Below are 24,396 nucleotides of genomic sequence, written 5' to 3'. Positions count from 1 at the left end.
CCGGGGTCAGGTTAATGGACCGGGCGGGCGGAGGCTGGCGCCCGGGCGGGTGCGCCCGGGGGTACGCGAGGACAGTGATCGTTCCGGGACCGGTTACGCTGCCAGTGGCTGTGGCGGAGGAGAGTGCCGCGGCCACTGCGGACGCATCGACAAGCCGCGTAGACAGGAGAACCCCTCGTGACCGTCGTCGGGCCCTTCGGGCTGAGCGTGCGGGACTCGGCACTCGAGGCCGACGTCCGGGCGGGGTTGGCGGCTGTCGAGGAAGGCCTCGTCGAAGCCACCAAGAGCAACGTCCCGTTCATAACCGGTGCCGCGCAGCACCTCGTCCGTGCCGGCGGGAAGCGGTTCCGCCCGCTGCTGGTGATGCTGGGCGCGCAGTTCGGCGACCCGAACGCACCCGGCGTGGTGCCCTCGGCCGTGGTGGTGGAGCTGACGCACCTGGCCACGCTTTACCACGACGACGTGATGGACGAGGCACCCGTGCGGCGTGGTGTGCCCAGCGCGAACGCGAACTGGGACAACTCGGTCGCCGTGCTCACCGGTGATTTTCTCTTCGCCCGTGCCTCGCAGGTGCTCTCCGACCTCGGCCCGGAGGCCGTCACCGTCCAGGCACAGGCGTTCGAGCGGCTGGTCACCGGCCAGATCATGGAGACCGCCGGCCCCCGGGAGGGGCAGGACGCCGTCGACCACTACCTCGAAGTGCTCGCCGGGAAGACCGGATCGCTGATCGCGGTGGCCTGCCGGTTCGGCGCGATGATGTCCGGCGCCGACGAGCGCGCGGTCTCGGTGCTCTCCCAGTACGGCGAGCGTATCGGCACCGCCTTCCAGCTCGCCGACGACGTGCTGGACATCGCGAGCGACTCCCACGAGTCCGGCAAGACCCCGGGCACCGACCTGCGGGAGGGCGTCGCGACGTTGCCGGTGCTGCGCCTGCGGGAGTTCGCCGCGGCCGGCGGCTCCCGGGAGGACCGGGAGCTGTGCGCACTGCTGGACGGCGACCTGACGGACGACGCGCGGCTCGCCGAGGCACTCGCGGGCCTGCGCGCCCACCCGGCGCTCGCCCAGGCCCGCCGGGACACCGTCCGCTTCGCCGACGAGGCCCGCGCGATGCTCGACCCGCTGCCCGAGGGGCCGGCGCGCCAGGCCCTCGCCGACCTCTGCGACGCGGTCGTCCACCGGGCAGGCTGAACCCCCGTCGGGGTTGCCGCCCGCCTTCCGGGGTACGCGTTCCCTGTTCCCGTCCTCCTCGCGGCGTACGCCCGTCCGAACCCTGCGGGCGACGCCCGGACCGGTGAACTCTGGTGCCATGGAGGGGTCGTTCTCCGGCAGGTCACGGACGACGGGGGCCGCCGGGCACGAGTGCCAGTCACGGAACCGCTGCCGACCACGGAGGTTGGGCACATGCCACAGATCCGACCGAGCGCGCAGGAGCCAGGGGGAGGCCGCGCCCCGGGCGAGCCGGGCAGGCCCGGCAGGAGAACCGTCCGGTACGCCGTACCCGCCGCCGTGGTGGGGGCCGTCGCGGCGGGCGTGGGCCTGGTCCCCGCACTCGCCGACACCGGCTCGCCGGACCTTCCGCGGGTGACCGCCGAGGAACTCGTGTCCCGGATGGCGGCGTCCGACGTCGAGTCCTTCTCCGGAACCGTCCGCCTCGACACCGATCTCGGTCTCCCGGCGCTGCCCGGCCTGCTCGGTGGCCGGTCCTCCGGGGACCTCCGGGACGGCGACAGCCCGTTCGGCGGCCGTGCACGGCACGGCGGCGAGGAGACACCGGACCGGGGCGGCCCCGCCGCGCCGGGCGCCCGGCTGGCGGAACTGGCCGACGGGGAGCACACGCTGCGCGTCGCGGCCGACGGCCCCCGCAAGAGGCGGCTCTCCGTCCTGGAGGACACGGCGGAGTACAGCCTCGTCCGCAACGGCAACGAGGTGTGGGCGTACGACAGCGCCACCGATTCCGCCTTCCACGGCGTCGGCCCCGAGCCCGGTGCATCCGGTCCCGGAAAGGTGCCGGGCGCGCGCGCCGGTGCCTTCGCGGACCTGACCCCGAAGCAGGCCGCGCGCAAGGCCCTCCGCCTCGCCGACGACACGACATCCGTGACGGTGGACGGCACCACCGAGGTCGCCGGCCGGGCCGCCTACCGCCTGGTTCTCGCACCGAAGGACGCCGCGCACTCCACCGTCGACTCGGTGCGGATCGCGGTCGACGCCGAGAACGGCGCTCCGCTGGCGTTCACGCTCGCGCCGGAGGGCGGCGGGAAGCCCGTCGTCGACATCGCCTACACCGAGGTCGACTTCGGGAAGCCGGAGCCCGGCACCTTCTCGTTCGACCCTCCGGAGGGCACGGACATCACCGAGAAGCAGTTCGACCGCCGGGCGGCCGAGCACCGGCGGGGTCAGCACCGCCGCGGCATCCCCCGGCCGGCGGCCGGCGGAGGGGAGCTACTGGGGCACGGCTGGGGCACGGTGGCCGAGCTGCATCTCCCCCGGGGCGCCGCGTCCGCCCGTCCGGAGGCCGACTCCGCGCCGCGCTCCGACGACCGCCGCGCGCAGCGGCTGCTGGACGGCTTCACGCAGCAGGTGAACGGCGACTTCGGGACGGGCAGGGTTTTCGAGTCGCGGCTGTTCAACGTCCTGATCACGGAGGACGGCACGGTGTACGCCGGTGCCGTCACCCGCGAGGGACTCGTCGAAGCGGCGGAGCGGGCCGGCTAGTGCTGTGCCCGGGTTGGTTTGCGAGCCGGTGAGACTTCCCGGCCGCAGCACCGGCGAGCACCGTCCGTTCCTCGAGATTCCCGCCGCCGGTGCGCAGGACGGCACCGGCGGCGGGCGGGCGCACGCGGTCCACGAGCAGGCAGGAGCCGCCGCATGACAGACGCGGGCGACGCGGGTGGCGCGGTCGTCGAGACGGAGGGGCTGACGAAGCGTTTCCGGGGCGGTCGGCCCGCCGTCGACGGACTCCGGCTGTCCGTGCCCCGCGGCAGCGTCTTCGGGTTCCTGGGCCCCAACGGCTCCGGCAAGACGACCACGATCCGGATGCTGCTCGGACTCGTCGCTCCCACGCGCGGCACGGTGCGCCTGCTGGGCGAACCCGTGCCCCGCGCGGCCGCGCGCGTACTGCCCCGGGTCGGTGCGCTGATCGAGGGGCCCGCGCCGTACGGATTCCTGACCGGCAGGGACAACCTGCTGCGTTACGACGCCGCCGACCCGTGCGGGGACCCGCGCACCCGCCGTAACCGGGTGGACCGCGCGTTGGAGCGCGTCGGCCTGGCGGCTGCGGGCGGGAAGCGCGCCCGGGCGTACTCGCTGGGCATGAAGCAGCGGCTCGGGCTGGCCGCGGCGCTCCTCCGGCCGCGCGAGCTGCTCGTCCTGGACGAGCCGACGAACGGGCTGGACCCGCAGGGCATGCGTGAGGTCCGCGCCCTCGTGCGGGACGTGGCGGCCGAGGGCACCACGGTGTTCCTCTCCTCGCACCTGCTGGACGAGATCGAGCAGGTGTGCACGCACGCGGCGGTGATGCACCGGGGCAGGCTTCTCGTCCAGGGGACGGTCGCCGGCATGTCCGCGGGATTCCGCGGCCGGGTCGCGGTCGGCACGCCCGACACCGCCGACGCGGTGCGGGTGCTGGCGCAGCGGGGCGTCACCGGTGTCGCCGTCTCCGGGGCCCGGGTCACGGGCGAACTCCCTCCCCACCCGGCCGGCGGCGCACCGGAGCTCGCGGAGCTGAACGGCGCGCTGGTGCGGGCAGGGGTGCGCGTACGGTCCTTCGGGCAGGAGAGCGCTTCGCTGGAGGACGCGTTCGTCGCGCTGACGGGGGAGGGCTTCGATGTCGCAGGTTGACCCCACCGTGTCGGCGACCGCTCCCGGGGCGGGGCCGCGGGGCCGTCCCCGGGGGCTGTTCCGCAGCGAACTGCGCCTCACCTTCCGGCGCGGGCGCACCCTGGCGCTGCTGGGTGTGCTGCTGGCGGTGCCCGTGCTGGTCGGTCTCGCCGTCGAGATCGAGACGGGCGACGGCGGCTCCCGGCGGGGCGGGGGCGGCGGGCCCGCGTTCCTCGCCCAGGTCACCCACAACGGGCTGTTCCTGGTCTTCACCGCGCTGGCCGTCACCCTGCCGTTCTTCCTGCCCATGACCGTCGGGGTGGTCGCGGGCGACTCACTGGCCGGAGAGGCGCACACCGGTACGCTGCGCTACCTGCTGGTGGCCCCGGCGGGCCGTACCCGGCTGCTGCTGGTCAAGTTCGGGGCTGTCGCGGCGTTCTGCCTCGTGGCGACGCTGACCGTGGCGGTGTCCGCCTTGGTGGTGGGGGCGGTGCTGTTCCCCTTCTCGGACGTGACGCTGCTGTCCGGGAGCACGGTGCCGTTGGGCGAGGGGATGCTCCGGGCGCTGCTGATCGCCGTCCTCGTCGCGGCCTCGCTGCTCGGAACGGCGGCGGTCGGCCTGTTCGTCTCCACTCTGACCGACAGCGGCATCGGTGCCATGGCGGCCACGGTGGGAGTGCTGATCACGGTGCAGATCCTCGACGGGATCCCGCAGTTGGACGCCGTTCACCCGTATCTGTTCACGCACCACTGGCTCTCTTTCGCCGAGGTGCTGCGGGAGCCGGTCCGCTGGGGGCCGGTGCTCGACAACCTGGGTCTCCAGGCGCTCCACGTGGCGGTGTTCGGATCGGCGGCCTGGGCCCGGTTCACCTCCCGGGACGTCAAGTCCTGAGCAGTGTCCCGCACGCCCCGGGCCGGTGCGCGGGTGCCGGTTTCTGTTCCGGTTCCGGCCCGCGACCTGCGGTGTCAGCGCAGTGACGGCGATGTGACAGTGCGGTGGGGAAGACTGGGCCCGCTTCCCGCCCGTCGGAGAGCGCGTCAGCTTTCGTCCACCGCAGCCCGTTCCGGGCTGCCGTCCCCCCTCGGAGGAACGGATGCACCGCCGGTCCATTGTTGGCATGTCCGTGGCAACCAGTGCTGCCGCGGTCGTGGCACTCGCCGCTCCCGCGAACGCCGCCACGAAGCTCGACCTGATGTACAGCTGGAGCCAGACGAGTGCGTCCAGCGAGGCCGCCTTCCACAGCGCGCGCTCGCACTACTGGGACTACTCCTCGTACGGCTTCGACTGGTCGACCGACAAGTGCAGCAGCTCCCCGGACAATCCCTTCGGCTTCCCGTTCGAGAACGCCTGCATCAGACACGACTTCAACTACCGCAACTTCAAGGACGAGGGCCTCTTCGACCCCAACAAGGACCGCATCGACAGCGCCTTCTACGAGGACCTCAAGCGCGTCTGCGACCAGTACTCGGGTGCCACCGGGAGCTCCTGCAACGCGACGGCCTGGACCTACTACCAGGCAGTCTCGATCTTCGGCATCTCCGCGGCCGACGCACCCGCCTACGCCGAGAAGGTCGACAAGTACCGCGCCTCGGAGAAGGCCGCGGCCGACCGCTGACCGGGCGGTTCCGCCACGTCCACCCGCCTCACTGGCACCCTCGACCGCCTTCCCGGTGCGCGCGCCGGGACCCGTCGGCCGCGATGCGACCTGCGGGCCCCGGTGTGCCGGTGAGGGGGCCGACCAGGGTCAGTCGCGCCGGTCCGCGCCTCCCGCCCACGCCGGCCGCTCCGCGTGCGCTGCGGCCGTCCCGGTGGGACCTGCCGAGTGGCCGGCTTCGTACGCCGCGGCGTTGCGGGCGGCCTCGCGCAGGGCGCGGCGGCCGCGGCGGGCGTTGCGGAAGGCGTCCCAGCTGAGCAGTGCCAGCGCCGCCCACACGAGCAGGAAGCCGGTCAGCCGCTCCGCGGGCATCGGCTCGTGGAACACCAGCAGGCCGAGGACGAACATGAACGCCGGCGCCGTGTACTGCAACAGGCCGATGGTGGACAGCGGGAGACGTACGGCCGCACTGCCGAAGAAGATCAGCGGGGCCGCGGTGGCCGCGCCGGAGAGTGCCAGCAGCACGGCGTTGCCCGGGCCGTCCGTAGTGAAGCCGGCGTCCCCGCGGGAGGCCAGGAACACCAGGAACCCCAGTGCGGGGAGGAACTGCACGGCCGCCTCCGCACTGAAGCTTTCGACGCCCTCCAGCTTCACCCGCTTCTTGAGGAGCCCGTAGGTGGCGAAGGTGAAGGCGAGGGCGATGGAGAGCCACGGCACCTCGCCGTACCCCACGGTGAGCACCGCTACGGCGGCGGCGCCGATGCCGACCGCCACCCACTGCGCGGGACGGAGCCGCTCACGCAGCAGGACGATGCCGAAGGCGATCGAGACCAGCGGGTTGATGAAGTAGCCGAGCGAGGCCTCCAGCAGCTTCTCCTCGCTGACGGCCCAGATGAACATCCCCCAGTTCGCCGAGATGACGATCGCCGCGAGCGCCACGATGCCCAGGGTGCGGGGCCGGCGCACCAGTTCGCGGATCCACGACCAGCGGCGCATGGCGGCGAGCACCAGCACCGCGGTGGGCAGCGACCACACCATCCGGTGGGCGAGCACCTCGGCGGCGCCCGTCGGGGCCAGGAGGTGCCAGTAGAGCGGGAGCAGCCCCCACAGGCCGTACGCGGCGAAGCCGTACACCAGGCCGCTGCGGGTATCGCTCGACGAGGACATGGACACCTCCGGTGGAACAACGCAGTCCCGAAGGTAACGTCGCACCACCCCCCGTGTCATTCCCGTAAGCGGGTGACGCTCATGACACGAGGGGTGGTGGCGCGGTGACCGGTCGGAGAGGGGGCGTCAGCCGACGACGGTCCAGGTGTCCTTCCCGGCCAGCAGCGCGCCCAGATCGCCCTTGCCGTTCTGCTCCACCGCTGCTTCGAGCTGGTCCGCCATCTCCTGCTCGTAGACCGGGCGGCGGACGTCCCGCAGCACCCCGATCGGCGTGTGGTGCAGGGTGTCGGGGTCGGCCAGGCGGGACAGCGCGAACGCGGTCGTGGGCGACGCCGCGTGGGCGTCGTGCACCAGCAGACCGTCGGTGCCCTCCGCGGTCACGTCGACGACGCGCAGGTCCCCGGTCGCCGGGTCCCGTACGACGCCCTTCGTGCCCAGGCCGTCCTCCGCCGGGGTGCCGAAGCGGATGGCAGCACCGTGCTCCAGGCGGATCACCGCCTCCTGGGCCAGCTGCTTGTCCTTGAGCGCCTCGAAGGCGCCGTCGTTGAAGATGTTGCAGTTCTGGTAGATCTCGACCAGTGCCGTGCCCGGGTGGTCGGCGGCCCGGCGCAGCACCTCGGTCAGGTGCTTGCGGTCCGAGTCGACGGTGCGTGCGACGAAGGATGCCTCCGCCCCGAGTGCGAGCGACACCGGGTTGAACGGGGACTCCAGGGAGCCCATCGGTGTGGACTTGGTGATCTTCCCCGCTTCGGAGGTCGGGCTGTACTGGCCCTTCGTCAGACCGTAGATCCGGTTGTTGAACAGCAGGATCTTGAGGTTGACGTTGCGGCGCAGGGCGTGGATCAGGTGGTTCCCGCCGATGGAGAGCGCGTCGCCGTCACCGGTGACCACCCACACCGACAGGTCCTGGCGTGCCGCGGCGAGTCCGGTCGCGATCGCCGGGGCACGCCCGTGGATGGAGTGCATCCCGTAGGTGTCCATGTAGTACGGGAAGCGCGAGGAGCAGCCGATGCCGGAGACGAACACGATGTTCTCCCGGGCCAGGCCCAGTTCGGGCATGAACCCCTGCACGGCGGCCAGAACGGCGTAGTCGCCGCAGCCAGGGCACCAGCGGACCTCCTGGTCGGACTTGAAGTCCTTCATGGTCTGCTTGCCCTCGGCCTTCGGGACCAGGGAGAGCAGGGGGTTGCCCTGGCTTCCCTCCCCGGACACCGGGCCGTCGACGAGCTGCTGCTCAGCCATTTCCGATGGCCTCCTTGAGAACGTCCGCCAGTTGTTCGGCCTTGAAGGGCAGGCCGCGGACCTGCGTGCAGGACTCCGCGTCCACCAGGTACTTGGCGCGGAGCAGGGTCGCCAGCTGTCCGAGGTTCATCTCGGGGACGATCACCTTGTCGTAGCGCCGGAGCACCTCGCCGAGGTTCTTCGGGAACGGGTTGAGGTACCGCAGGTGGGCCTGTGCGACGCGGCCCTCGTCCCGCCGCACCCGGCGCACCGCCGCGGTGATCGGCCCGTAGGTGGAGCCCCAGCCGAGGACCAGGACGCGTGCCGGCCCGTCGGCGGGGTCGGTGGTGGGGTCGTCGACCTCCAGGTCGGGGACTTCGACGCCGTCGACCTTCGCCTGCCGGGTGCGGACCATGTGGTCGTGGTTGGCCGGGTCGTAGGAGATGTTGCCGGAGCCGTCGGCCTTCTCGATGCCGCCGACCCGGTGTTCCAGTCCGGGCGTGCCGGGCACGGCCCAGGGGCGTGCCAGCGTCTCCGGGTCCCGCTTGTAGGGCCAGAACACCTCGGTGCCGTCCGCCAGCTCGTGGTTGGGTCCGGTGGCGAACCGGGTGCGCAGGTCGGGCAGTTCGTCGGGCTGCGGGATGCGCCACGGCTCGGAGCCGTTCGCCAGGTAGCCGTCCGAGAGCAGGAACACCGGGGTGCGGTAGGTCAACGCGATGCGCGCGGCGTCCAGCGCGGCGGTGAAGCAGTCCGCCGGGGTGGCCGGGGCGACCACCGGCACGGGTGCCTCGCCGTTCCGTCCGTACATGGCCTGCAGCAGGTCGGCCTGCTCGGTCTTGGTCGGCAGGCCGGTCGACGGGCCGCCGCGCTGCACGTCGACGATGAGCAGCGGCAGTTCCAGGGAAACGGCGAGGCCGACCGTCTCCGACTTGAGTGCGACGCCCGGCCCGGAGGTGGTCGTCACGCCGAGCGAGCCGCCGAAGGCGGCCCCCAGGGCCGCGCCGATGGCGGCGATCTCGTCCTCGGCCTGGAAGGTCCGGACACCGAAGTTCTTGTGCTTGGACAGTTCGTGCAGCAGGTCCGAGGCCGGCGTGATCGGGTACGAGCCGAGGAACAGCGGCAGGTCCGCCTGCTGAGACGCGGCAACCAGCCCGTAGGACAGTGCCAGGTTGCCGGAGATGTTCCGGTACGTGCCCGGGGGGAAGGCCGAGGAGGCGGGGGCCACCTCGTAGGAGACGGCGAAGTCCTCCGTGGTCTCCCCGAAGTTCCAGCCGGCCCGGAAGGCGGAGACGTTCGCCTCGGCGAGGTCCGGCCGGCGGGCGAACTTCTTCCGCAGGAACGACTCCGTCGACTCCGTCGGACGGTTGTACATCCAGGAGAGCAGGCCCAGGGCGAACATGTTCTTCGACCGCCCGGCGTCCTTGCGGGAGAGGTCGTAGCTCTTGAGCGCCTCGACCGTCAGGGTGGTGAGCGGGACCGGATGCACGTTGTAGCCGTCGAGAGAGCCGTCGTCCAGCGGCGAGGCCTGGTAGCCGACCTTCGCCATGGCGCGCTTGGTGAACTCGTCCGTGTTGACGATCACCTCGGCGCCGCGCGGCACGTCGTCGATGTTGGCCTTCAGCGCCGCCGGGTTCATCGCCACCAGGACGTTCGGTGCGTCCCCCGGCGTGAGGATGTCGTGGTCCGCGAAGTGCAGCTGGAAGCTGGAGACGCCGGGGAGGGTTCCTGCGGGCGCCCGGATCTCGGCGGGGAAGTTGGGCAGCGTGGAGAGGTCGTTGCCGAACGACGCGGTCTCCGACGTGAACCGGTCACCCGTGAGCTGCATGCCGTCGCCGGAGTCGCCCGCGAAACGGATGATCACCCGATCCAGGCGTCGGACCTCCTTCGTCGTCGGCGACGACTGGCCGGCGCCGGTCGGTGCGCCGGCTGGAGTGTTGACCTGACTGGTCACGGATTCGGACCTCCCTCGAGGCTGCGGTCGCAGGCCATCGTACGTGGGTAAGGGTCGCCTTCCCCGGGTGGATCACATGGCGGACGAGAAAATGAGACAAGCGGGTGTTCGCACACGATGATGACGTGTGTCCTCCCTTTGTGGCCTGGGAATTCAAGTTCGTGAACCAGTGCTGCCTCAGAAAGTGATCTCTGTCACGGGTGCCGTCACAGGCCCCGGGCGCACCGGCCCGGCTCGCCGGCGCCGCTCCGGCCTGCCGCGACACGCGGGTCCGTCCCCCTCGCAGGGCTACCGGCCCCCGTACGGGTGCCCTGCGCCGCCCCGCAGCAGGGGCGGCCCCCGACGACGGCCCGGCCGCTCACGGCGCGAGCCGGTAGAAGCGCCACAGGTCGTGCTCGACCGGCAGCACCTCGCAGGACGCGAAGCCCGCCGACGCCGCATACCCGGCGACCACGTCCGGGCGCAGCACGGTGCCCGCCTCGACCCGCGCCCCCTCGGCGCGGGTGGCGGGCAGGCAGTGCAGGACGCTGAAGGCGTAGTTGAGGCGCTCCACCTCGTCGCCCGGCGCGCCGAAGGCCTCGGCCACCCGCTCGTCGCCCACCAGGACGGCGCCCCCGGGGCGCACGCCGCGCCGCACCGCCGACAGCGTGCCCACCGGATCGGCCATGTCGTGCAGGCATTCGAACAGTGTCACCAGGTCGGCGGGCTCCGCCGCCGCGGCCGCGGCGTCGGCGTGGACGAAGGTCACGCGGTCCGTCATGCCGGCCGCCCCTGCGAGCGCCTGCGCCTGCTCCACCGACGAGGCGTCCAGGTCGAGGCCCGTCACGGCCACCTCGGGCAGGGCCCGGGCCATCGCCAGCGACGACCAGCCGTGGCCGCAGCCCAGATCGAGAATGCGCGCACCCGGCCTGCGCAGCCGCTCCATCACGTCCGGCATCGCGCCGAGCCAGCTGTCGACCAGGTCGTGGGTGAACATCGGCCGGTTCATCCCCGCGATGCCCTCCCGCGCGTCGCTGCCGTAGGAGACGTACGGCACGCCGCCACCGGTCGGCAGCGCGGCCAGCAGCTCCGGCAGCGCCTCCGCGATGCCCACGGCCAGCAGCGGCGCCGCCCCGAGATACAGCGGATCCTCGACCGCCACCAGTACGCGCGCGTGCGCCCCGGGCAGCGAGAACCGGCGGTCGTACGGATCCGCCACGTCGAAGTCCTGCTCCGCGTGCAGAATGCCGGCGACGGCCTGCTGCTCCAGCCACTCGCGGGCGTAGCGCGGGTGAATGCGTGCCTCGGCAGCCAGCTCACCGGGACTCAGCGGGCCGTGTTCGGCGAGGACCCGGTACAGGCCGCGCCGCACCCCGACGTACACGGTGAAGGTCTCCAGCGATCCGAGCAGGCCGGCGAAGAGCCGGTCCGCGAGCTGCTCGGAGCCTGCCGGGACGGAGCCACCCGCCTCACGCGTCTGTTGCATACGGACCTCCCGCAGCGCCACGGTCCCGCTTCTCACGGTACGCCCCGGTGCCGCGGCCGCCCGCTGTGGCGAACCGCGGGCGAATGAGGAGGACCCGGGGCTCCACGGGTGGATCGGCGCCCCGGGGTCGTATCGTGTTGCCGCGCCGCGGGCGGACGGGTGACCGGGCATCCGGTGCGCCGCGGCGGCCTCGCCGCCGGCGGACCGTCGCCGCCGCGGGGACGGCGCAGAGGCAAGGTCTGGTGAAGGGGGCTGGCGGGACCATGTCGGCACACGACGACGCGCAGACGGACGGGGCCACGCAGGACGGTGGGCTGCGCAGACTCCCCGACCCGCCATCCCTGGTGCGCTCCCGCTCCGCGTCGCGCGGCGCCGACGGGCCGCCCCGCGACGACCGGAGCGCACCCCGGAACGGCTCTCCGGACGGCGGCCGGGACGACACCCCCGCGGACGGGATCGCGGACGACACCGCCACCCGCAGGCTGAGCGACTTCGAACCCGGCATCGTCGCGGCGCGTACCCCGGGCGCCGGCGCCGGGTCCGCCGCCGGCACGTCGTGCTCCGCACCCGCGGAGCCGGAGCCCGACCCCGCCGCCGCGGGGACACCGCGGAGCACGTCCGCCCCCGAAGGGGGCACGGAGCCCGCCGGGGAAACGCCCGCCCCACAGCCCGGGCCGGAGGCACAGCCCATGCCGGAGGCGCCTCCGCACCAGGGGCCGCAGCCCGGACCGCCGCCGGCCGCACCTCCCCGGCCCGTCCACACCCCTGCTGCTGCCCCCGGCCCGCAACCGCCGCGCTCCGCGCCCCTGCCGCCCGCCGCGCCGCCGCCCGCAACCCACCCCACCGAGCACGGTCAGCACACCCGGACGGCGCCACCCGGCATCCCCTACCGCGCTGTCCCGCCGCGGGTGTCGGTCCCGGTCGTCGGTCCCGAACTCGCCGGCACGGAGCGGAAGGTGCGGCACGGCGACACCTTCGCCCGGCGCACCGGGCGCTACCTCAAACGCCTGCTCGCCTCGTCCGCGGACTCCGCCGCGGTCATGGCCGCCGTGCGCTCCATGCAGCAGCCGCTCGCCGCGGGCCGCCAGATCGCGGTGACCAGCATCCGCGGCGGATCGGGCAAGTCGACCGTGGCCGCGCTGCTCGCCCTCGGCCTCGCCCACCACCGCACCGACCCCGTGCTCGCCGTCGAGGCCGACCCTGCACTGGGGACGCTGCCGCGGCGGCTCAGCGCCACCGAGGTGCGCTGGTCCTGCGCCGACCTCGCCCGCATCCTCGACCCGTCCATGCAGATCACTGACCTCATCGGCTACCTGCTTCCGTTCCCCGGCGGCGGCTGGCTGCTGCCCGGCAGCCAGGGCACCGTCGGCGCCCAACTCGACCTCGACACCTACCGCGTCGTCATGACGGCCGTCCGGCACCACTTCGCCGCCACCGTCGTGGACTGCCAGACACTGCCCGCCGAGGTGGCGCGCACCGCGCTCACCACCACCCAGGCACGGGTGCTCGTGTCGCCCGCAACCGTCGAGGGCGTGGCCGCGACCCGCACCGTGCTGGAGTGGCTCGGCAACCTGCACCGCGGCATGCTGCCGACCACCGTGGTGGCGCTCGCGCACACCTCGCCCGACAGCACCCTCGACGTACGCCGTTCCGCGGAACTCCTCGGGCAGGGCGGCGCCCACGTGGTCGCCCTCCCCTACGACCGCCATCTGGCGGGCGGCGGAGCCGTCCGCCACGACCTGCTCTCCCTCGAGACGCAGGAGGCCGCCGCCCTGCTCGGCGGCGCGGTGATGGACCGCGCGGCGTCGCGCTGACCGGCAGGGCCTAGACTCCGCCGTGGAGAGGGAAGCACGCAGCGGACAGGGAGCCCGCGCGACACACTCAGGTGAGGACGGGCAGTGGACGTGCCTGACTACTTCCACGGCTATGCGGTCGTCGGACTCGTCGCGGTCGTCGGCGTGCTCTTCGTCGGCGTGGCGTTCGGCGCCGGTCGGCTGCTGCGGCCGGTGGTGCCCACGACGGAAAAGCTGCTCACCTACGAATGCGGTGTCGACCCGGTCGGCGAGGGCTGGGCCCACACCCAGGTGCGCTACTACGTCTACGCCTTCCTGTACGTGATCTTCGCGGTCGACTCGCTGTTCCTCTTCCCCTGGGCGACGGTCTTCGCCGAGCCCGGCTACGGAGGAGCCACGCTGGTGGAGATGTTCGTCTTCCTCGGTTTCCTGACCGTCGGACTGTTGTACGCGTGGAAGAAGGGCGTCCTGCAATGGACGTGACACCGGAGAACCGCACCACCCTGCCCCTGGCGGCGGAACGCCCACCGGGCCGCGCCCTCGGCGCACTGGCACGCCTCGCACCCGAACCGATGAAGATCGTGCTCAACTGGGGCCGCCGCTACAGCCTCTGGGTCTTCAACTTCGGACTCGCCTGCTGCGCCATCGAGTTCATCGCCGCCTCCATGGCCCGTCACGACTTCATCCGGCTCGGCGTCATCCCCTTCGCTCCCGGGCCGCGGCAGGCCGACCTCATGGTCGTCTCCGGCACGGTGACCGACAAGATGGCCCCGGCCGTCAAACGCCTCCACGAGCAGATGCCCGAGCCGAAGTACGTCATCTCCTTCGGCGCCTGCTCCAACTGCGGCGGCCCGTACTGGGACTCGTACTCCGTCACCAAGGGCGTCGACCAGATCGTGCCCGTCGACGTGTACGTCCCCGGATGCCCGCCCCGACCCGAGGCGCTGCTCCAGGGCGTCCTCGCCCTGCAGGACAAGATCGCGGAAGAGTCGGTGGCCGAGCGGTACGCCGGGAGGCCCGGAGCCGGCCGCCCCACCCCCGGTGCGCTGACCAGCGGACTGGTGGCGCCGCCAGACCGCCGCACCGACGCCGCTGACGGCGAGGAGGAGGGCCGGTGAACGAGCCCGACGAGCCGGCACCCGGCGCGCACCGCACACCCGCCGACGACGCCTCCGGGCAGCCGCCGGTGGGATGGCTGCCGCGGGGCGCCGACGCACTCTTCGGCAGCGGCGCGACCGCCGAGGAGGCGTACGGGCTGCTCACCGTCGACGTCCCGGCGGACACCTGGACCACCGCCCTCGAAACCGCGCGGGACGAGCTGGGCTGCACCTACTTCGACTGGTTGAGCGCCGTGGACGAGCCCCGCGACGGCTTCCGCGTCTGCGCACACCTCGCCGCGCTGCCCGGAGCACGGCACCGGCAGGTGCGGCGGCTGCTGGTGCGGACGACCGTGCCGCACGACGCCCCGGCGCTGCCCACCGCCACCGGTGTCTACGCGGGCGCCGCCTGGCACGAACGCGAGACGCACGAGATGTTCGGCGTCGACTTCACCGGCCACCCCAACCCGGCGCCGCTGCTGCTGCCCGACGGGTTCGAGGGACATCCGCTGCGCAAGGACTTCGTCCTCGCCGCCCGGGTCGCCAAGGCCTGGCCCGGCGCGAAGGAGCCCGGGGAGTCCGGCCACGGCGGACCGAAGCGACGGCAGATGCTGCCTCCGGGCGTCCCCGACCCCAACGAATGGGGCCCGCTCAAGGGCCAGTTGCCGCCCGCGCCGTCGCGCTCGCGCCGCAACGGTACCGCGGCCGGCGGTGACCGGCCCGCCCGCCGGACCCGCTCCGCCTCCGAAGGGTCCGCGAGCCGGCGCTCCGACGCGGCCACTGCCGCGCCGGAGCCGTCCGCGCAGGGAACGCGCCCGCCGCGACGCAACCGCAGCGCGACCGGCGGGTCGGCGAGTCAGCGGGGCACGACATCCGGCACCCGCGAAGGGAACCCGGACTCCCCGGACTCCCCGGACGCGACCGGGGCGACGGACGCGACGGACGCGACGGAGGAGAGGCGCACAGGCCGGTCGTCCGACGCGCCGTGGCACCACGCACGGCCCGCTCGCGACCCGGACCCGACACCCGACGACCGCGGGACGGAGAGCGACCGGTAGATGGACGTCCTCGACATCGCGATGCGGCTGCTCGGCGTGCTCGCCGTGTTCCTGATCCTCCCGCTCCTCGTCGGCCAGACCGAGCACAAAGTCATGGCCCACATGCAGGGCCGCGTCGGGCCGATGCACGCGGGCGGCTTCCACGGCTGGGCGCAACTCGTCGCCGACGGCGTGAAGTTCGCGCAAAAGGAGGACATCGTCCCCGCCGGCGCAGACCGCCGGGTCTTCCAACTGGCGCCCGCCGTCGCCCTGCTGCCCTACCTGCTCGTACTCGTCGCCGTGCCGTACGCCCCGCACGGCGTCGGCCAGGTCATCGACGCCGGGATCTTCTTCGTGCTCGCCGTGATGGGCGTCGGCGTCCTCGGTTCCGTCATGGGCGGCTGGGCCTCCGCCAACAAGTACTCGCTGCTCGGTGCCCTGCGCACCGCCGCCCAGCTGCTCGCGTACGAACTGCCGATGCTGCTCGCCGCCGCCTCCGTCGCGATGGCCGCGGGAACCCTCTCACTGCCCGGCATCCTCGACGCGTTCGCCTGGTGGTGGGTGCCCTGGCAGCTCCTCGGCGCCTTCGTGTTCTTCACCGCCGGCCTCGCCGAACTGCAACGCCCGCCGTTCGACGCCCCCGTCGCCGACTCCGAAATCATCTTCGGCGCCTACACCGAGTACACCGGACTTCGCTTCGCCCTGTTCCTGCTCGCCGAGTACGCCGGCATCGTCGTACTCTGCGGCCTCACCACGGTCCTCTTCCTCGGCGGCTGGCACGGACCGTCCCCCGCCGACCTCGGCTGGGTCTGGACACTGCTCAAGACCGCCGTCCTCGCCTTCGTCGTCATCTGGCTCCGCGTAAGCTACCCGCGGCTGCGCGAGGACCAGCTCCAGCGGTTCTCCTGGACCGTGCTCGTCCCGCTCGCCCTCCTCCAGATCGCCCTCACCGGCGTCGTCAAGGTGGTGATGTGACCCATGACCCCTCCACCCGGCCTCCCCGGCTCCGGCCTCGCCAAAGGCCTGGCCGTCACCCTCCGCACCATGACCAGGAAAACGGTCACCGCGCACTACCCGGACACGCAGCCGGAACTCGCGCCGCGCACCCGGGGCGTCATCGGGCTCTTCGAGGAGAACTGCACCGTCTGCATGCTGTGCGCCCGCGAGTGCCCCGACTGGTGCATCTACATCGACTCGCACAAGGAGACCGTGCCCTCCGAGACCCCGGGCGGGCGCGACCGCAGCCACAACGTGCTCGACCGGTTCGCGATCGACTTCGCACTCTGCATGTACTGCGGCATCTGCATCGACGTGTGCCCCTTCGACGCGCTCTTCTGGTCCCCGGAGTTCGAGTACGCCGAGACCGACATCCACGAACTCACCCACGAGCGCGACAAACTGCGCGAGTGGATGTGGACCGTGCCCGAACCGCCCCCCTCCGACCCCGCCGCCGAGGAACCCAAGGAACTCGCCGCCGCCCGCAAGGCCGCCGACCGCGCCGCCGCGCAGCGAGCGGCCGGCGAGGGAGGCACCGCGTGAGCCCCGCGGCTGCACTCGCCGCCGACCACCCCGCATTCCTCTCACCCACCGGCGCCGAGATCGTCTTCCTGCTCGTCGGTCTCGTCACCCTCGCCGCCGCCGTCGTGACCGTCACCACCCGCCAGCTCGTGCACGCCGCGCTCTGGCTGGTCGTCGCCCTCGGCGGCATCGCCGTCGAATACCTACTGCTCACCGCCGAGTTCATCGCCTGGGTGCAGGTACTCATCTACGTCGGCTCCGTGGTCGTCCTCGTCCTCTTCGGACTGATGCTCACCCGCGCCCCCATCGGACCCTCCCCGGACGCCGACTCCCGCAACCGGCCCGCCGCGCTGCTGGTCTCCGTCGCCGCGGCGGGCACCCTCGTCACCCTCGTCGTCGACGCCTTCCGCACCACCTGGATCGACCTCGACACCGGCGTACAGGGGTCCACCCGCACCACCGGAGCCATCCTGTTCCAGCACTGGGTGCTGCCGTTCGAAGCGCTCTCCGTCCTGCTGCTCGCCGCCCTCGTCGGCGCGATCGTGCTCTCGCGACGCAACGACCGGCCCGGCACCGCGGACCGCGGCCAGGAGGGAACGCGCTGATGCACCTCGCCCACCCGGCCGTCCTCGCCGCACTGCTCTTCGCCACCGGCCTGTACGGCGTCCTCGCCCGCCGCAACGCCGTCCTGGTGCTGATGTCCGTCGAGCTCATGCTCAACGCCGTCAACCTCAACCTCGTCGCCTTCGACGTCTGGCTCCGCGACACACTCCACGCGGGCCAGGCCCTCACCCTCTTCACCATCGCGCTCGCCGCCGCCGAGATCGGCATCGGCCTGGCCATCGTCCTCCTCGTCCACCGCAACACCGGCAGCGCGGACATCGACCGCCTCCGCGCCCTCCACGAGGACCGCGACCCCGCCGGCACCCCGGACGGAACGCCGGCGCACGACGCGGAGCCCACCGCACACGACGCAGCAGCCGGTACCCGAACCGGGAGGCAGACCGCGTGAGCACCACGACCCTCGCCGTCCTCGTCCCCCTGCTGCCGTTCCTCGGCGCCGCCGCAGGACTCCTCCTCGGCAGACGCGCACCCGGCTTCACCAGGCCGCTCGCCGTCCTGCCCACTCTCGCCGCCACCGCGCTCGCCGCCCTCCTCGCCGCACGCCAGGGCGGCGGCGCCGCCATCCGGGCCGGCACCGAACTCACCCCCACCGGCGTCCCCGACCTGCCCGTGAACCTGGCGCTCTCCGTCGACGGCTACGCCGCACTCGTCGCCGTGCTCGTCTGCGTCGTCGCCTCCTGCGTGCAGCTCTACTCCACCGGCTACCTGCACGACGACCCCCGCTACCCCTCGTACGCCGCGCTGGTCTCCCTCTTCACCGCCGCGATGCTCCTCGTCGTCTACAGCGACGACCTGATCGTCCTCCTCGTCGGCTGGGAAGTCATGGGCATCTGCTCGTACTTCCTCGTCGGCCACTACTGGGAGACCAGGGCCGCCCGCGACGCCTCCCTGAAAGCCTTCCTCGTCACCAAAATCGGCGACGTCCCGTTCCTCATCGGCATCTTCGTCCTCGCCACCGACCTCGACACCTTCCGCATCAGCACCCTCGCGGTACGCATCAGCTCCTCCCTCTCCGGCTACGAACTCCACCAGCCCACCCTGGTCGCACTGCTGCTGCTCGCCGGAGTCGCCGGGAAGTCCGCACAGTTCCCGCTCCACACCTGGCTGCCCGACGCCATGGCCGGCCCCACCCCGGTCTCCGCCCTGATCCACGCCGCCACCATGGTCGCCGCCGGCGTGTACGTCGTGGGACGCCTGCTGCCCGTCTTCGCCGCCTCCGCCGCCGCCCTCGCCGTGCTCGCCGCCCTTGCCGCCGTGACCATGGTCGGCTCCGCCCTCGCCGCCCTCGCCCAGGACGACATCAAACGCGTCCTCGCCTGGTCCACCGTCGGCCAACTCGCCTACATGGCCGGAGCGCTCGCCGTCCTCGACCGCGGCGCCGCCGTCTTCCACCTCCTCACCCACGGCGCGTTCAAAGCACTCCTCTTCCTCGGCGCAGGCGTCCTCATCCACGCCGCCGGAACCAACTCCCTCGCCGCCATGTCCCGCCTCCGCGGACTCGCCCGACGCGCACCCGACGCCGCATGGACCATGGCGATCGCCCTCCTCGCGCTCGCCGCCGTCCCCCCGTTCTCCGGCTTCTTCTCCAAGGAGGCCGTACTCGGTGCCGCCGAACACGCCGCACTCGGCGACAGCGCCGGCGTGCCCCCCGCCGTCGGCTGGACCGTCCTCACCGCCGGACTCCTCACCGCCCTCCTCACCGCCGCCTACGCGGCACGCCTCCACCTCCTCGCCCTCCGCGGCGACGGGCCCGAGACCGCTCCCGAACCCGCACGACGGTCCGTCGTCATGAACGCGGTGCTGTGGGTGCTCGCCGCGCCCTCCCTCGCCCTCGGCCTCGCCTACACCGTGCTGCCCGGCTGGTTCGGCGGCCGCTCCCTCGCCCCGACCCTCACCACCTCCGTCCTCGCCACCGGGCTCAGCCTCGCCGGCGGCATCGCCGCCTACGCCGCATGGCGCCACACCCGGGCCCCCGCCCGCCGTGTCCCGCTCGGAGCTGTCGCCGCCCACCCCGAGGGCGACGCGGCCCTCTCCGAAGCCGAAGCCATCGCGACCCACGAACCGGCCTACGGCGACATCGCCGCCGCCTCCGACCCCGCCGACCCCGCACGAACCCTGCTCGGACCGCTCCACGGGCCCGCCGCACACGGCTTCCACCTCGACACCGCGTACCGCGCACTCCTCGTACGCCCACTACACGCCGCCGCCCGCCTCGTCCCCTTCCTCGACCAGGCCGTCCTCGACACCTACGTGCGCGGCGCCGGACGCGGCGCGCGCCTCCTCGGCGGCGCCGTCCGCCGCGCCCAGACCGGCAACGTGCAGACCTACCTCAGCGCCCTGCTCGCCGGATCCCTCGTGCTCGCCGTGGCCGCCGTCGCCGCCGCCACCGGAACCGGAGGCTCCTGAGACCGTGCTGCCGATCGACGACACCGCCCTCCGCCTCCTCCTCGCCGCCGTCGTGGCACTGCCCCTTCTCGGCGCGGCGGCCGCCCTGCTGCCCGCACCCCCCGGCCTCCGCGGCCGCAGCCCCGAACACGCCGTCCTGCGGCACGGCGTGACCGTCACCGGCGCCGTCCTCGCCGTCACGCTCGTCCTCACCGCCGGCTTCGACCACGACCACCCCGCCACCGTTCAGGCGGAGACCGACCTCACCTGGATCCCCGCTCTCGGCGCCCGGATCCACCTGGGCGTCGACGGAGTCTCGCTGCCCCTGATCGTCCTGACCGCGCTCCTCGCCTTCCTCGGCGCCCTCCACACCTACCGGCGCCCGCCGGAGGGCCCGTCCCCCACCGGCTTCGTCGCCCTGCTGCTGCTCCTCGAAGCCGGCTCCCTCGCCGCCTTCACCGCCCTGGACCTCCTCGTCTTCTTCCTCGCCTTCGAGACGGTGCTCGTCCCGATGTACTTCCTCATCGCCCGATGGGGCGGTGAGAACCGAGGCCCCGCCGCCTGGAAGTTCCTCCTCTACACCCTGCTCGGCTCCGTCGTCATGCTCCTCGGCCTCCTCCTTCTCGGCCTGCGGAGCGGCACGTTCGACATGCTCGCACTCGCCGCCGACAACGGCTCGGATCTCAGCCACGCAACCCAGGTCACCGCCGTCCTCGCCATCGGCATCGGCCTCGCCGTAAAAACCCCCATGTGGCCGCTCCACACCTGGCTCCCCGACGCCCACACCGCCGCACCCACCGTCGGATCCGTCCTCCTCGCCGGCGTGCTGCTGAAAATGGGCACCTACGGATTCGTCCGCATCGTGCTCCCCGCCGCACCCGACGGATTCCGCACCTTCGCCCCCTACCTGGCCGCGTTCGCCGCCGCCGGCATCGTCTACGGCTCCCTCGCCTGCCTGGCCCTCGCCCGGCGCGGCGCCCACGGCGACCTCAAACGCCTCATCGCCTACTCCTCCGTCGGCCACATGGGATTCGTGCTGCTCGGCATCGCCTCCATGACACCGGCCGGCCTGAACGGCGCGCTCTTCGCCAACATCGCCCACGGCCTCATCACCGGCCTCCTCTTCTTCCTCGTCGGCGCCGTGAAGGACCGCACCGGCACCACCGACCTCGACACCCTCGCCGGCCGCACCGGCGGCGCCCTCTACGGAAGAACCCCCCGCCTCGGCGGCCTCCTCGCCCTCGGCGCCGTCGCCTCCCTCGGCCTCCCCGGCCTCGCCGGATTCTGGGGCGAAATGCTCGCCCTGCTCGGCGCCTTCGACCCCGCACCCGCCCTCAGCAGGCCCGCCTTCCTCACCTGCATGGCCGCCGGCGCCCTCGGCACCCTCCTCACCGCCGCCTACCTCCTCGTCGTCGTCCGCCGGGTATGCATGGGCGACCCCGCCGAGAAACGCCCCGGCACCCCCCGGAAGGCAGGCACCGCCGCCCCGGCCGCAGCCCCCCGCACCCTGACCACGGCACTCCCCGACGCACGCCCGTACGAGCTCACCACCTGGACCCCGCTCGTCGCCCTCACCGTCCTCGCCGGCCTGTGGCCCGCAGTCCTCCTCCGCCTCACGGACCCCGCCGTCCAGCACCTCCTGCCGGGAGCCACCCCATGACGACCGCCTCCGCCGGAGCCGCCACGGCCGACGTCGTCCAGTCCGTCGACTGGCTCGCCATCGCCCCACCCGTCCTCGCCGCACTGGCAGCCCTCGCCGTGCTCGTCCTCGACCTCTTCCTGCCCGCCACCCGCACCCACCTGCTCGGCCCCCTCGCCGTCACCGGGCTCGGCGCCGCCGCACTCGCACTGATCCCCCTCGTCGGCGAGGACCGCGCCACCTTCTGCCTCACCACCGACCCCGCGGCCTGCAGCTACGTCGCCGACCCCTTCGCCCTCGTCGTCCAGCTCCTCGTGCTCGGCGGAGCCTTCCTCACCGCACTGCTCTCCCTCCCCGCAGTGCAGGACGAGCGGCTCTCCGCAGGCGAGTACTGGTTCCTGCTGCTCGCCTCCGCCGCCGGAGCCGCGCTGCTCCCCGCCTCCCGCGATCTCGCCACCCTCGTCATCGCCCTCGAAACCGCCTCACTGCCCGCCTTCGCCCTGGTCGGCCTCCGCCGCGGCGACCGGCGCTCCTCGCAGGCCGCGCTGACCTTCTTCCTCTCCTCCGTCACCGCGACCGCCGTCATGCTGCTCGGCATCAGCTTCCTCTACGCCGCCACCGGCTCCCTCCACCTCACGACCGTCGCCGAGCGGCTCCCCGCCGCCGACGCCCCCCTCGGCACCCTCGCCGCAGCAGGCGCCGCCCTCACCCTCGTCGGCTTCGCCTTCAAGACAGCCGCCGCCCCCTTCCACTTCTGGGTACCCGACGCCTACGCCGGAGCGCCGCTGCCCGTCGCGGCCTACCTCTCCGTCATCGGCAAGGTCGTCGGCTTCACCGGCCTCGCACTCGTCACCCTGCTGGCCCTCCCCTCCTACGCGGACATCTGGGGACCCCTCCTCGCCGTACTCGCCGCCCTCACCATGAGCATCGGCAACCTCGGCGCACTCCGGCAGCGCCCCGACCGGGCACAGAGCGCCGTACGGCTGCTCGCCTGGTCCTCCGTCGGGCAGGCCGGATACCTGCTCGTCCCCCTCGCCGCCGCGGCAGCCACCGCAGGCACCCCGGGCGCCCGCGCCACCACCGACACCTCCGCCGCCCTCGGCGCGACCGTCTCCTACGCCCTCATGTACACCGTGGTGAACCTCGGCGCCTTCGCCGTCGTCGTCCACGTGTCACGGAACGGCCGCCCCACCGACACCCGACTGGACGACCACCGCGGCCTCGCCGCACGCAACCCCGTCGCCGCACTCGCCCTCGGCTTCCAACTGCTCTGCCTCGCCGGACTGCCGCCGGGCGTCATCGGCCTCTTCGCCAAAGTGGTCGTCTTCCGCGCAGCGCTCCAGGCCGACCTCGGCTGGCTCGCCGTGATCATGGCCGTCAACGTCGTCGTGGCGCTGTACTACTACCTGAACTGGACAGCCCTGCTCTTCCGCCGCCCCGCCACCGACCGGGCCCCCGCCGCAGCCGCCACGGCCAGGCAGCCGCTCGGCATCCCGCTGACCGCGGCCGTCGCCCTCACCGCCGCCGCAGCCCTCCTCCTCTCCGGAGCCCCGCAGGCCGCCCTCCGCTACACCTCCGGCACGCTGCTCTGACCGGCCCGGCACGGGAACCCGGGCCGCCCGTGTGGCGTTGATCCGTACGTGAGTGTCCACTGGAAGTGGATGGGCCACCTGCCTCACGGGTTCTCCTGCGGGCATCATCTGTGGAGGGCGTACCGTGCACCGCCGGCACAACGGACTGAGGACAGCGCTGCTCCTCGGGGGCCTCTCGGCCCTCATCCTCGCCATCGGCAGCCTGTTCGGCCGGACGGGGCTGATCGTCGCGCTCGTCGTCGCGGTGGGCACCAACGCCTACGCCTACTGGAACAGCGACAGGATCGCCCTCCGCGCCATGCGTGCACGGCCCGTCAGCGAATTCGAGGCCCCGCAGCTCTATCGCATCGTCCGGGACCTCTCGACGTCCGCCCGGCAACCGATGCCCCGCCTGTACATCTCACCGACCCGTGCCCCCAACGCCTTCGCGACCGGACGCAACCCCCGCAACGCCGCCGTGTGCTGCACCGACGGCATCCTGCGGCTGCTGGACGAACGCGAACTGCGCGGCGTCCTCGGCCACGAACTCAGCCACGTCCACAACCGCGACATCCTCATCTCCTCCGTCGCCGGCGCGCTGGCCTCCGTCGTGCTGTTCCTGGTCAACTTCGCCTGGCTCGTCCCGATCGGCCGGTCCGACGACGACGAAGGGCCCGGACTCGCCGGCCTGCTCCTGATCATGCTCCTCGGGCCGCTGGCCGCGTCCCTCATCCGGATGGCGGTGAGCCGCTCCCGCGAGTACGAGGCCGACGCCTCCAGCGCCCGCCTCACCGGCGACCCACTGGCCCTCGCCTCCGCGCTGCGCAAACTGGAGACCGGCACGAAACAGCTGCCGCTGCCGTCCGAGCCGCGTCTGGAAACTGCCGGTCATCTGATGATTGCCAACCCCTTCCGCGCGGGCAGGGGCATGACCAGGCTCTTCGCCACACACCCGCCGATGGCCGAGCGGATCGCCCGGCTCGAACAGATGGGAGGCACACGTTGATGAGGACAATCCTGAACATCGTGTGGCTGGTCCTCTCGGGACTGTGGATGGCCCTCGGCTACGTGGTCGCCGGTGTCCTCTGCTGCATCCTGATCGTCACGATCCCGTTCGGCATCGCGTGCTTCCGCATCGCGGTGTACGCACTGTGGCCCTTCGGCTACCGCGCCGTGCAGAGGCAGAGCGCGGGCCTCGCCTCCGGCGTGGGCAACGTGATCTGGCTGATCGTGGCAGGCATCTGGCTGACCATCGGGCACATCACGGCGGGCATCGCGTTCTGCGTCACCATCATCGGCATCCCGTTCGGGATCGCCCACTTCAAGATGGTGCCGATCTCCCTGATGCCGCTGGGACGCGAGATCGTCCCGACGACCGGCCCCGACGCCTACCCCGGCTTCCGCTGGTAGCCGCACGGCCCCCGGCAGCAACAGCGAGGGCCGTGGTCGAGAACGGTCTCGACCACGGCCCTCGCTGTTGCTGCGCGAGCTGCGCCGCGACGTGCGCGCAGCGGGCC

23 protein-coding genes are annotated in these 24,396 nt (G+C 72.8%); 19 read left to right on the top strand and 4 right to left on the bottom strand.

Translation table 11 applies throughout. The annotated features are described in order from the left end of the window. The first annotated feature begins 177 nt into the window (after positions 1-177). From ACL06G_RS13005 to ACL06G_RS12980, 6 genes are all read left to right on the top strand, one after another. Positions 178-1,188 carry a polyprenyl synthetase family protein gene (locus ACL06G_RS13005; RefSeq protein ID WP_412786534.1) on the top strand — a complete coding sequence of 337 codons (1,011 nt, stop codon included), beginning with the start codon at positions 178-180 and terminating at the stop codon, positions 1,186-1,188. 213 nt (positions 1,189-1,401) lie between these two features. After that, positions 1,402-2,712, top strand: coding sequence for a LolA family protein (locus tag ACL06G_RS13000; protein ID WP_412835909.1), 1,311 nt, complete (start codon positions 1,402-1,404; stop codon positions 2,710-2,712). A gap of 28 nt (positions 2,713-2,740) precedes the next feature. Further along, a complete protein-coding gene (locus ACL06G_RS12995) occupies positions 2,741-2,869 on the top strand; it encodes a hypothetical protein (protein ID WP_412835908.1) in 129 nt (42 codons plus the stop codon). Next, positions 2,866-3,837, top strand: coding sequence for an ABC transporter ATP-binding protein (locus ACL06G_RS12990; protein WP_412786531.1), 972 nt, complete (start codon positions 2,866-2,868; stop codon positions 3,835-3,837). Before ACL06G_RS12995 ends, ACL06G_RS12990 begins: the two co-directional genes overlap by 4 nt. Continuing rightward, on the top strand, positions 3,824-4,708 hold the full coding sequence (locus ACL06G_RS12985) for an ABC transporter permease (protein WP_412786530.1): 885 nt from the start codon (positions 3,824-3,826) through the stop codon (positions 4,706-4,708). The genes ACL06G_RS12990 and ACL06G_RS12985 overlap by 14 nt, the downstream gene beginning before the upstream one ends. A gap of 202 nt (positions 4,709-4,910) precedes the next feature. Then, positions 4,911-5,432: a phospholipase gene (locus tag ACL06G_RS12980; RefSeq protein ID WP_412786529.1), complete on the top strand. Its 522-nt coding sequence runs from the start codon at positions 4,911-4,913 to the stop codon at positions 5,430-5,432. Positions 5,433-5,561: 129 nt separating this feature from the next. On the opposite strand, the gene rarD is transcribed toward ACL06G_RS12980, so the two are convergent. From rarD to ACL06G_RS12960, 4 genes are all read right to left on the bottom strand, one after another. Further along, complete coding sequence (gene rarD / locus ACL06G_RS12975; RefSeq protein WP_412835907.1) at positions 5,562-6,578, bottom strand: EamA family transporter RarD; 1,017 nt, start codon at positions 6,576-6,578, stop codon at positions 5,562-5,564. A gap of 126 nt (positions 6,579-6,704) precedes the next feature. Beyond that, positions 6,705-7,820, bottom strand: coding sequence for a 2-oxoacid:ferredoxin oxidoreductase subunit beta (locus ACL06G_RS12970; protein ID WP_412786527.1), 1,116 nt, complete (start codon positions 7,818-7,820; stop codon positions 6,705-6,707). Beyond that, positions 7,813-9,750, bottom strand: coding sequence for a 2-oxoacid:acceptor oxidoreductase subunit alpha (locus ACL06G_RS12965; protein WP_412786526.1), 1,938 nt, complete (start codon positions 9,748-9,750; stop codon positions 7,813-7,815). Before ACL06G_RS12965 ends, ACL06G_RS12970 begins: the two co-directional genes overlap by 8 nt. 358 nt (positions 9,751-10,108) lie before the next feature. Next, a complete protein-coding gene (locus ACL06G_RS12960; RefSeq protein WP_412786525.1) occupies positions 10,109-11,215 on the bottom strand; it encodes a class I SAM-dependent methyltransferase in 1,107 nt (368 codons plus the stop codon). 263 nt (positions 11,216-11,478) lie between these two features. On the opposite strand from ACL06G_RS12960, the gene ACL06G_RS12955 reads away from it, so the two are divergent. From ACL06G_RS12955 to ACL06G_RS12895, 13 genes are all read left to right on the top strand, one after another. Next, positions 11,479-13,029, top strand: coding sequence for a hypothetical protein (locus tag ACL06G_RS12955; protein WP_412835906.1), 1,551 nt, complete (start codon positions 11,479-11,481; stop codon positions 13,027-13,029). Between the two features lie 84 nt (positions 13,030-13,113). Continuing rightward, the gene (locus ACL06G_RS12950) at positions 13,114-13,491 is read left to right on the top strand and encodes an NADH-quinone oxidoreductase subunit A (RefSeq protein ID WP_412786523.1); all 378 of its coding nucleotides are present in this window, start codon (positions 13,114-13,116) and stop codon (positions 13,489-13,491) included. Next, positions 13,482-14,126, top strand: a complete 645-nt coding sequence (locus tag ACL06G_RS12945) for an NADH-quinone oxidoreductase subunit B (RefSeq protein WP_412786522.1) — start codon at positions 13,482-13,484, stop codon at positions 14,124-14,126. Before ACL06G_RS12950 ends, ACL06G_RS12945 begins: the two co-directional genes overlap by 10 nt. 68 nt (positions 14,127-14,194) lie before the next feature. Beyond that, positions 14,195-15,163: an NADH-quinone oxidoreductase subunit C gene (locus ACL06G_RS12940; RefSeq protein WP_412786616.1), complete on the top strand. Its 969-nt coding sequence runs from the start codon at positions 14,195-14,197 to the stop codon at positions 15,161-15,163. Further along, positions 15,164-16,117, top strand: a complete 954-nt coding sequence (locus ACL06G_RS12935) for a complex I subunit 1/NuoH family protein (RefSeq protein ID WP_412786521.1) — start codon at positions 15,164-15,166, stop codon at positions 16,115-16,117. It abuts the gene before it with no gap. Positions 16,118-16,120: 3 nt separating this feature from the next. Continuing rightward, on the top strand, positions 16,121-16,681 hold the full coding sequence (locus ACL06G_RS12930; RefSeq protein WP_412786520.1) for a NuoI/complex I 23 kDa subunit family protein: 561 nt from the start codon (positions 16,121-16,123) through the stop codon (positions 16,679-16,681). After that, complete coding sequence (locus ACL06G_RS12925; RefSeq protein WP_412835905.1) at positions 16,678-17,265, top strand: NADH-quinone oxidoreductase subunit J family protein; 588 nt, start codon at positions 16,678-16,680, stop codon at positions 17,263-17,265. The genes ACL06G_RS12930 and ACL06G_RS12925 overlap by 4 nt, the downstream gene beginning before the upstream one ends. After that, positions 17,265-17,672, top strand: a complete 408-nt coding sequence (gene nuoK / locus ACL06G_RS12920) for an NADH-quinone oxidoreductase subunit NuoK (protein ID WP_412786518.1) — start codon at positions 17,265-17,267, stop codon at positions 17,670-17,672. Before ACL06G_RS12925 ends, nuoK begins: the two co-directional genes overlap by 1 nt. Further along, a complete protein-coding gene (locus ACL06G_RS12915; protein WP_412835904.1) occupies positions 17,669-19,690 on the top strand; it encodes an NADH-quinone oxidoreductase subunit 5 family protein in 2,022 nt (673 codons plus the stop codon). The genes nuoK and ACL06G_RS12915 overlap by 4 nt, the downstream gene beginning before the upstream one ends. Before the next feature lie 4 nt (positions 19,691-19,694). After that, on the top strand, positions 19,695-21,329 hold the full coding sequence (locus tag ACL06G_RS12910; RefSeq protein ID WP_412786516.1) for a complex I subunit 4 family protein: 1,635 nt from the start codon (positions 19,695-19,697) through the stop codon (positions 21,327-21,329). Beyond that, the gene (locus ACL06G_RS12905) at positions 21,326-22,900 is read left to right on the top strand and encodes an NADH-quinone oxidoreductase subunit N (protein ID WP_412835903.1); all 1,575 of its coding nucleotides are present in this window, start codon (positions 21,326-21,328) and stop codon (positions 22,898-22,900) included. The genes ACL06G_RS12910 and ACL06G_RS12905 overlap by 4 nt, the downstream gene beginning before the upstream one ends. A gap of 124 nt (positions 22,901-23,024) precedes the next feature. Then, entirely contained in the window at positions 23,025-23,885 is an 861-nt protein-coding gene (gene htpX / locus ACL06G_RS12900) for a zinc metalloprotease HtpX (protein ID WP_412835902.1), read from the top strand. Further along, a complete protein-coding gene (locus tag ACL06G_RS12895; RefSeq protein WP_412786513.1) occupies positions 23,885-24,289 on the top strand; it encodes a YccF domain-containing protein in 405 nt (134 codons plus the stop codon). Before htpX ends, ACL06G_RS12895 begins: the two co-directional genes overlap by 1 nt. The last annotated feature ends 107 nt before the right edge of the window (positions 24,290-24,396 follow it).

It is taken from the genome of Streptomyces callyspongiae (assembly GCF_047200695.1).
In the GTDB taxonomy this organism is placed as follows: Bacteria; Actinomycetota; Actinomycetes; order Streptomycetales; family Streptomycetaceae; genus Streptomyces.
This window is presented reverse-complemented; position numbering and strand designations above follow the sequence as displayed.

Excerpts from the sequence above, each read along its gene's own strand:
- ACL06G_RS13000 (WP_412835909.1), top strand. The coding sequence starts at position 1,402 with ATGCCACAGATCCGACCGAGCGCGCAGGAGCCAGGGGGAGGCCGCGCC.
- ACL06G_RS12990 (WP_412786531.1), top strand. The coding sequence starts at position 2,866 with ATGACAGACGCGGGCGACGCGGGTGGCGCGGTCGTCGAGACGGAGGGG.
- ACL06G_RS12985 (WP_412786530.1), top strand. The coding sequence starts at position 3,824 with ATGTCGCAGGTTGACCCCACCGTGTCGGCGACCGCTCCCGGGGCGGGG.
- ACL06G_RS12980 (WP_412786529.1), top strand. The coding sequence starts at position 4,911 with ATGCACCGCCGGTCCATTGTTGGCATGTCCGTGGCAACCAGTGCTGCC.
- rarD (WP_412835907.1), bottom strand. The coding sequence starts at position 6,578 with ATGTCCTCGTCGAGCGATACCCGCAGCGGCCTGGTGTACGGCTTCGCC.
- ACL06G_RS12970 (WP_412786527.1), bottom strand. The coding sequence starts at position 7,820 with ATGGCTGAGCAGCAGCTCGTCGACGGCCCGGTGTCCGGGGAGGGAAGC.
- ACL06G_RS12960 (WP_412786525.1), bottom strand. The coding sequence starts at position 11,215 with ATGCAACAGACGCGTGAGGCGGGTGGCTCCGTCCCGGCAGGCTCCGAG.
- ACL06G_RS12955 (WP_412835906.1), top strand. The coding sequence starts at position 11,479 with ATGTCGGCACACGACGACGCGCAGACGGACGGGGCCACGCAGGACGGT.
- ACL06G_RS12945 (WP_412786522.1), top strand. The coding sequence starts at position 13,482 with ATGGACGTGACACCGGAGAACCGCACCACCCTGCCCCTGGCGGCGGAA.
- ACL06G_RS12935 (WP_412786521.1), top strand. The coding sequence starts at position 15,164 with ATGGACGTCCTCGACATCGCGATGCGGCTGCTCGGCGTGCTCGCCGTG.
- ACL06G_RS12930 (WP_412786520.1), top strand. The coding sequence starts at position 16,121 with ATGACCCCTCCACCCGGCCTCCCCGGCTCCGGCCTCGCCAAAGGCCTG.
- nuoK (WP_412786518.1), top strand. The coding sequence starts at position 17,265 with ATGCACCTCGCCCACCCGGCCGTCCTCGCCGCACTGCTCTTCGCCACC.
- ACL06G_RS12905 (WP_412835903.1), top strand. The coding sequence starts at position 21,326 with ATGACGACCGCCTCCGCCGGAGCCGCCACGGCCGACGTCGTCCAGTCC.
- ACL06G_RS12895 (WP_412786513.1), top strand. The coding sequence starts at position 23,885 with ATGAGGACAATCCTGAACATCGTGTGGCTGGTCCTCTCGGGACTGTGG.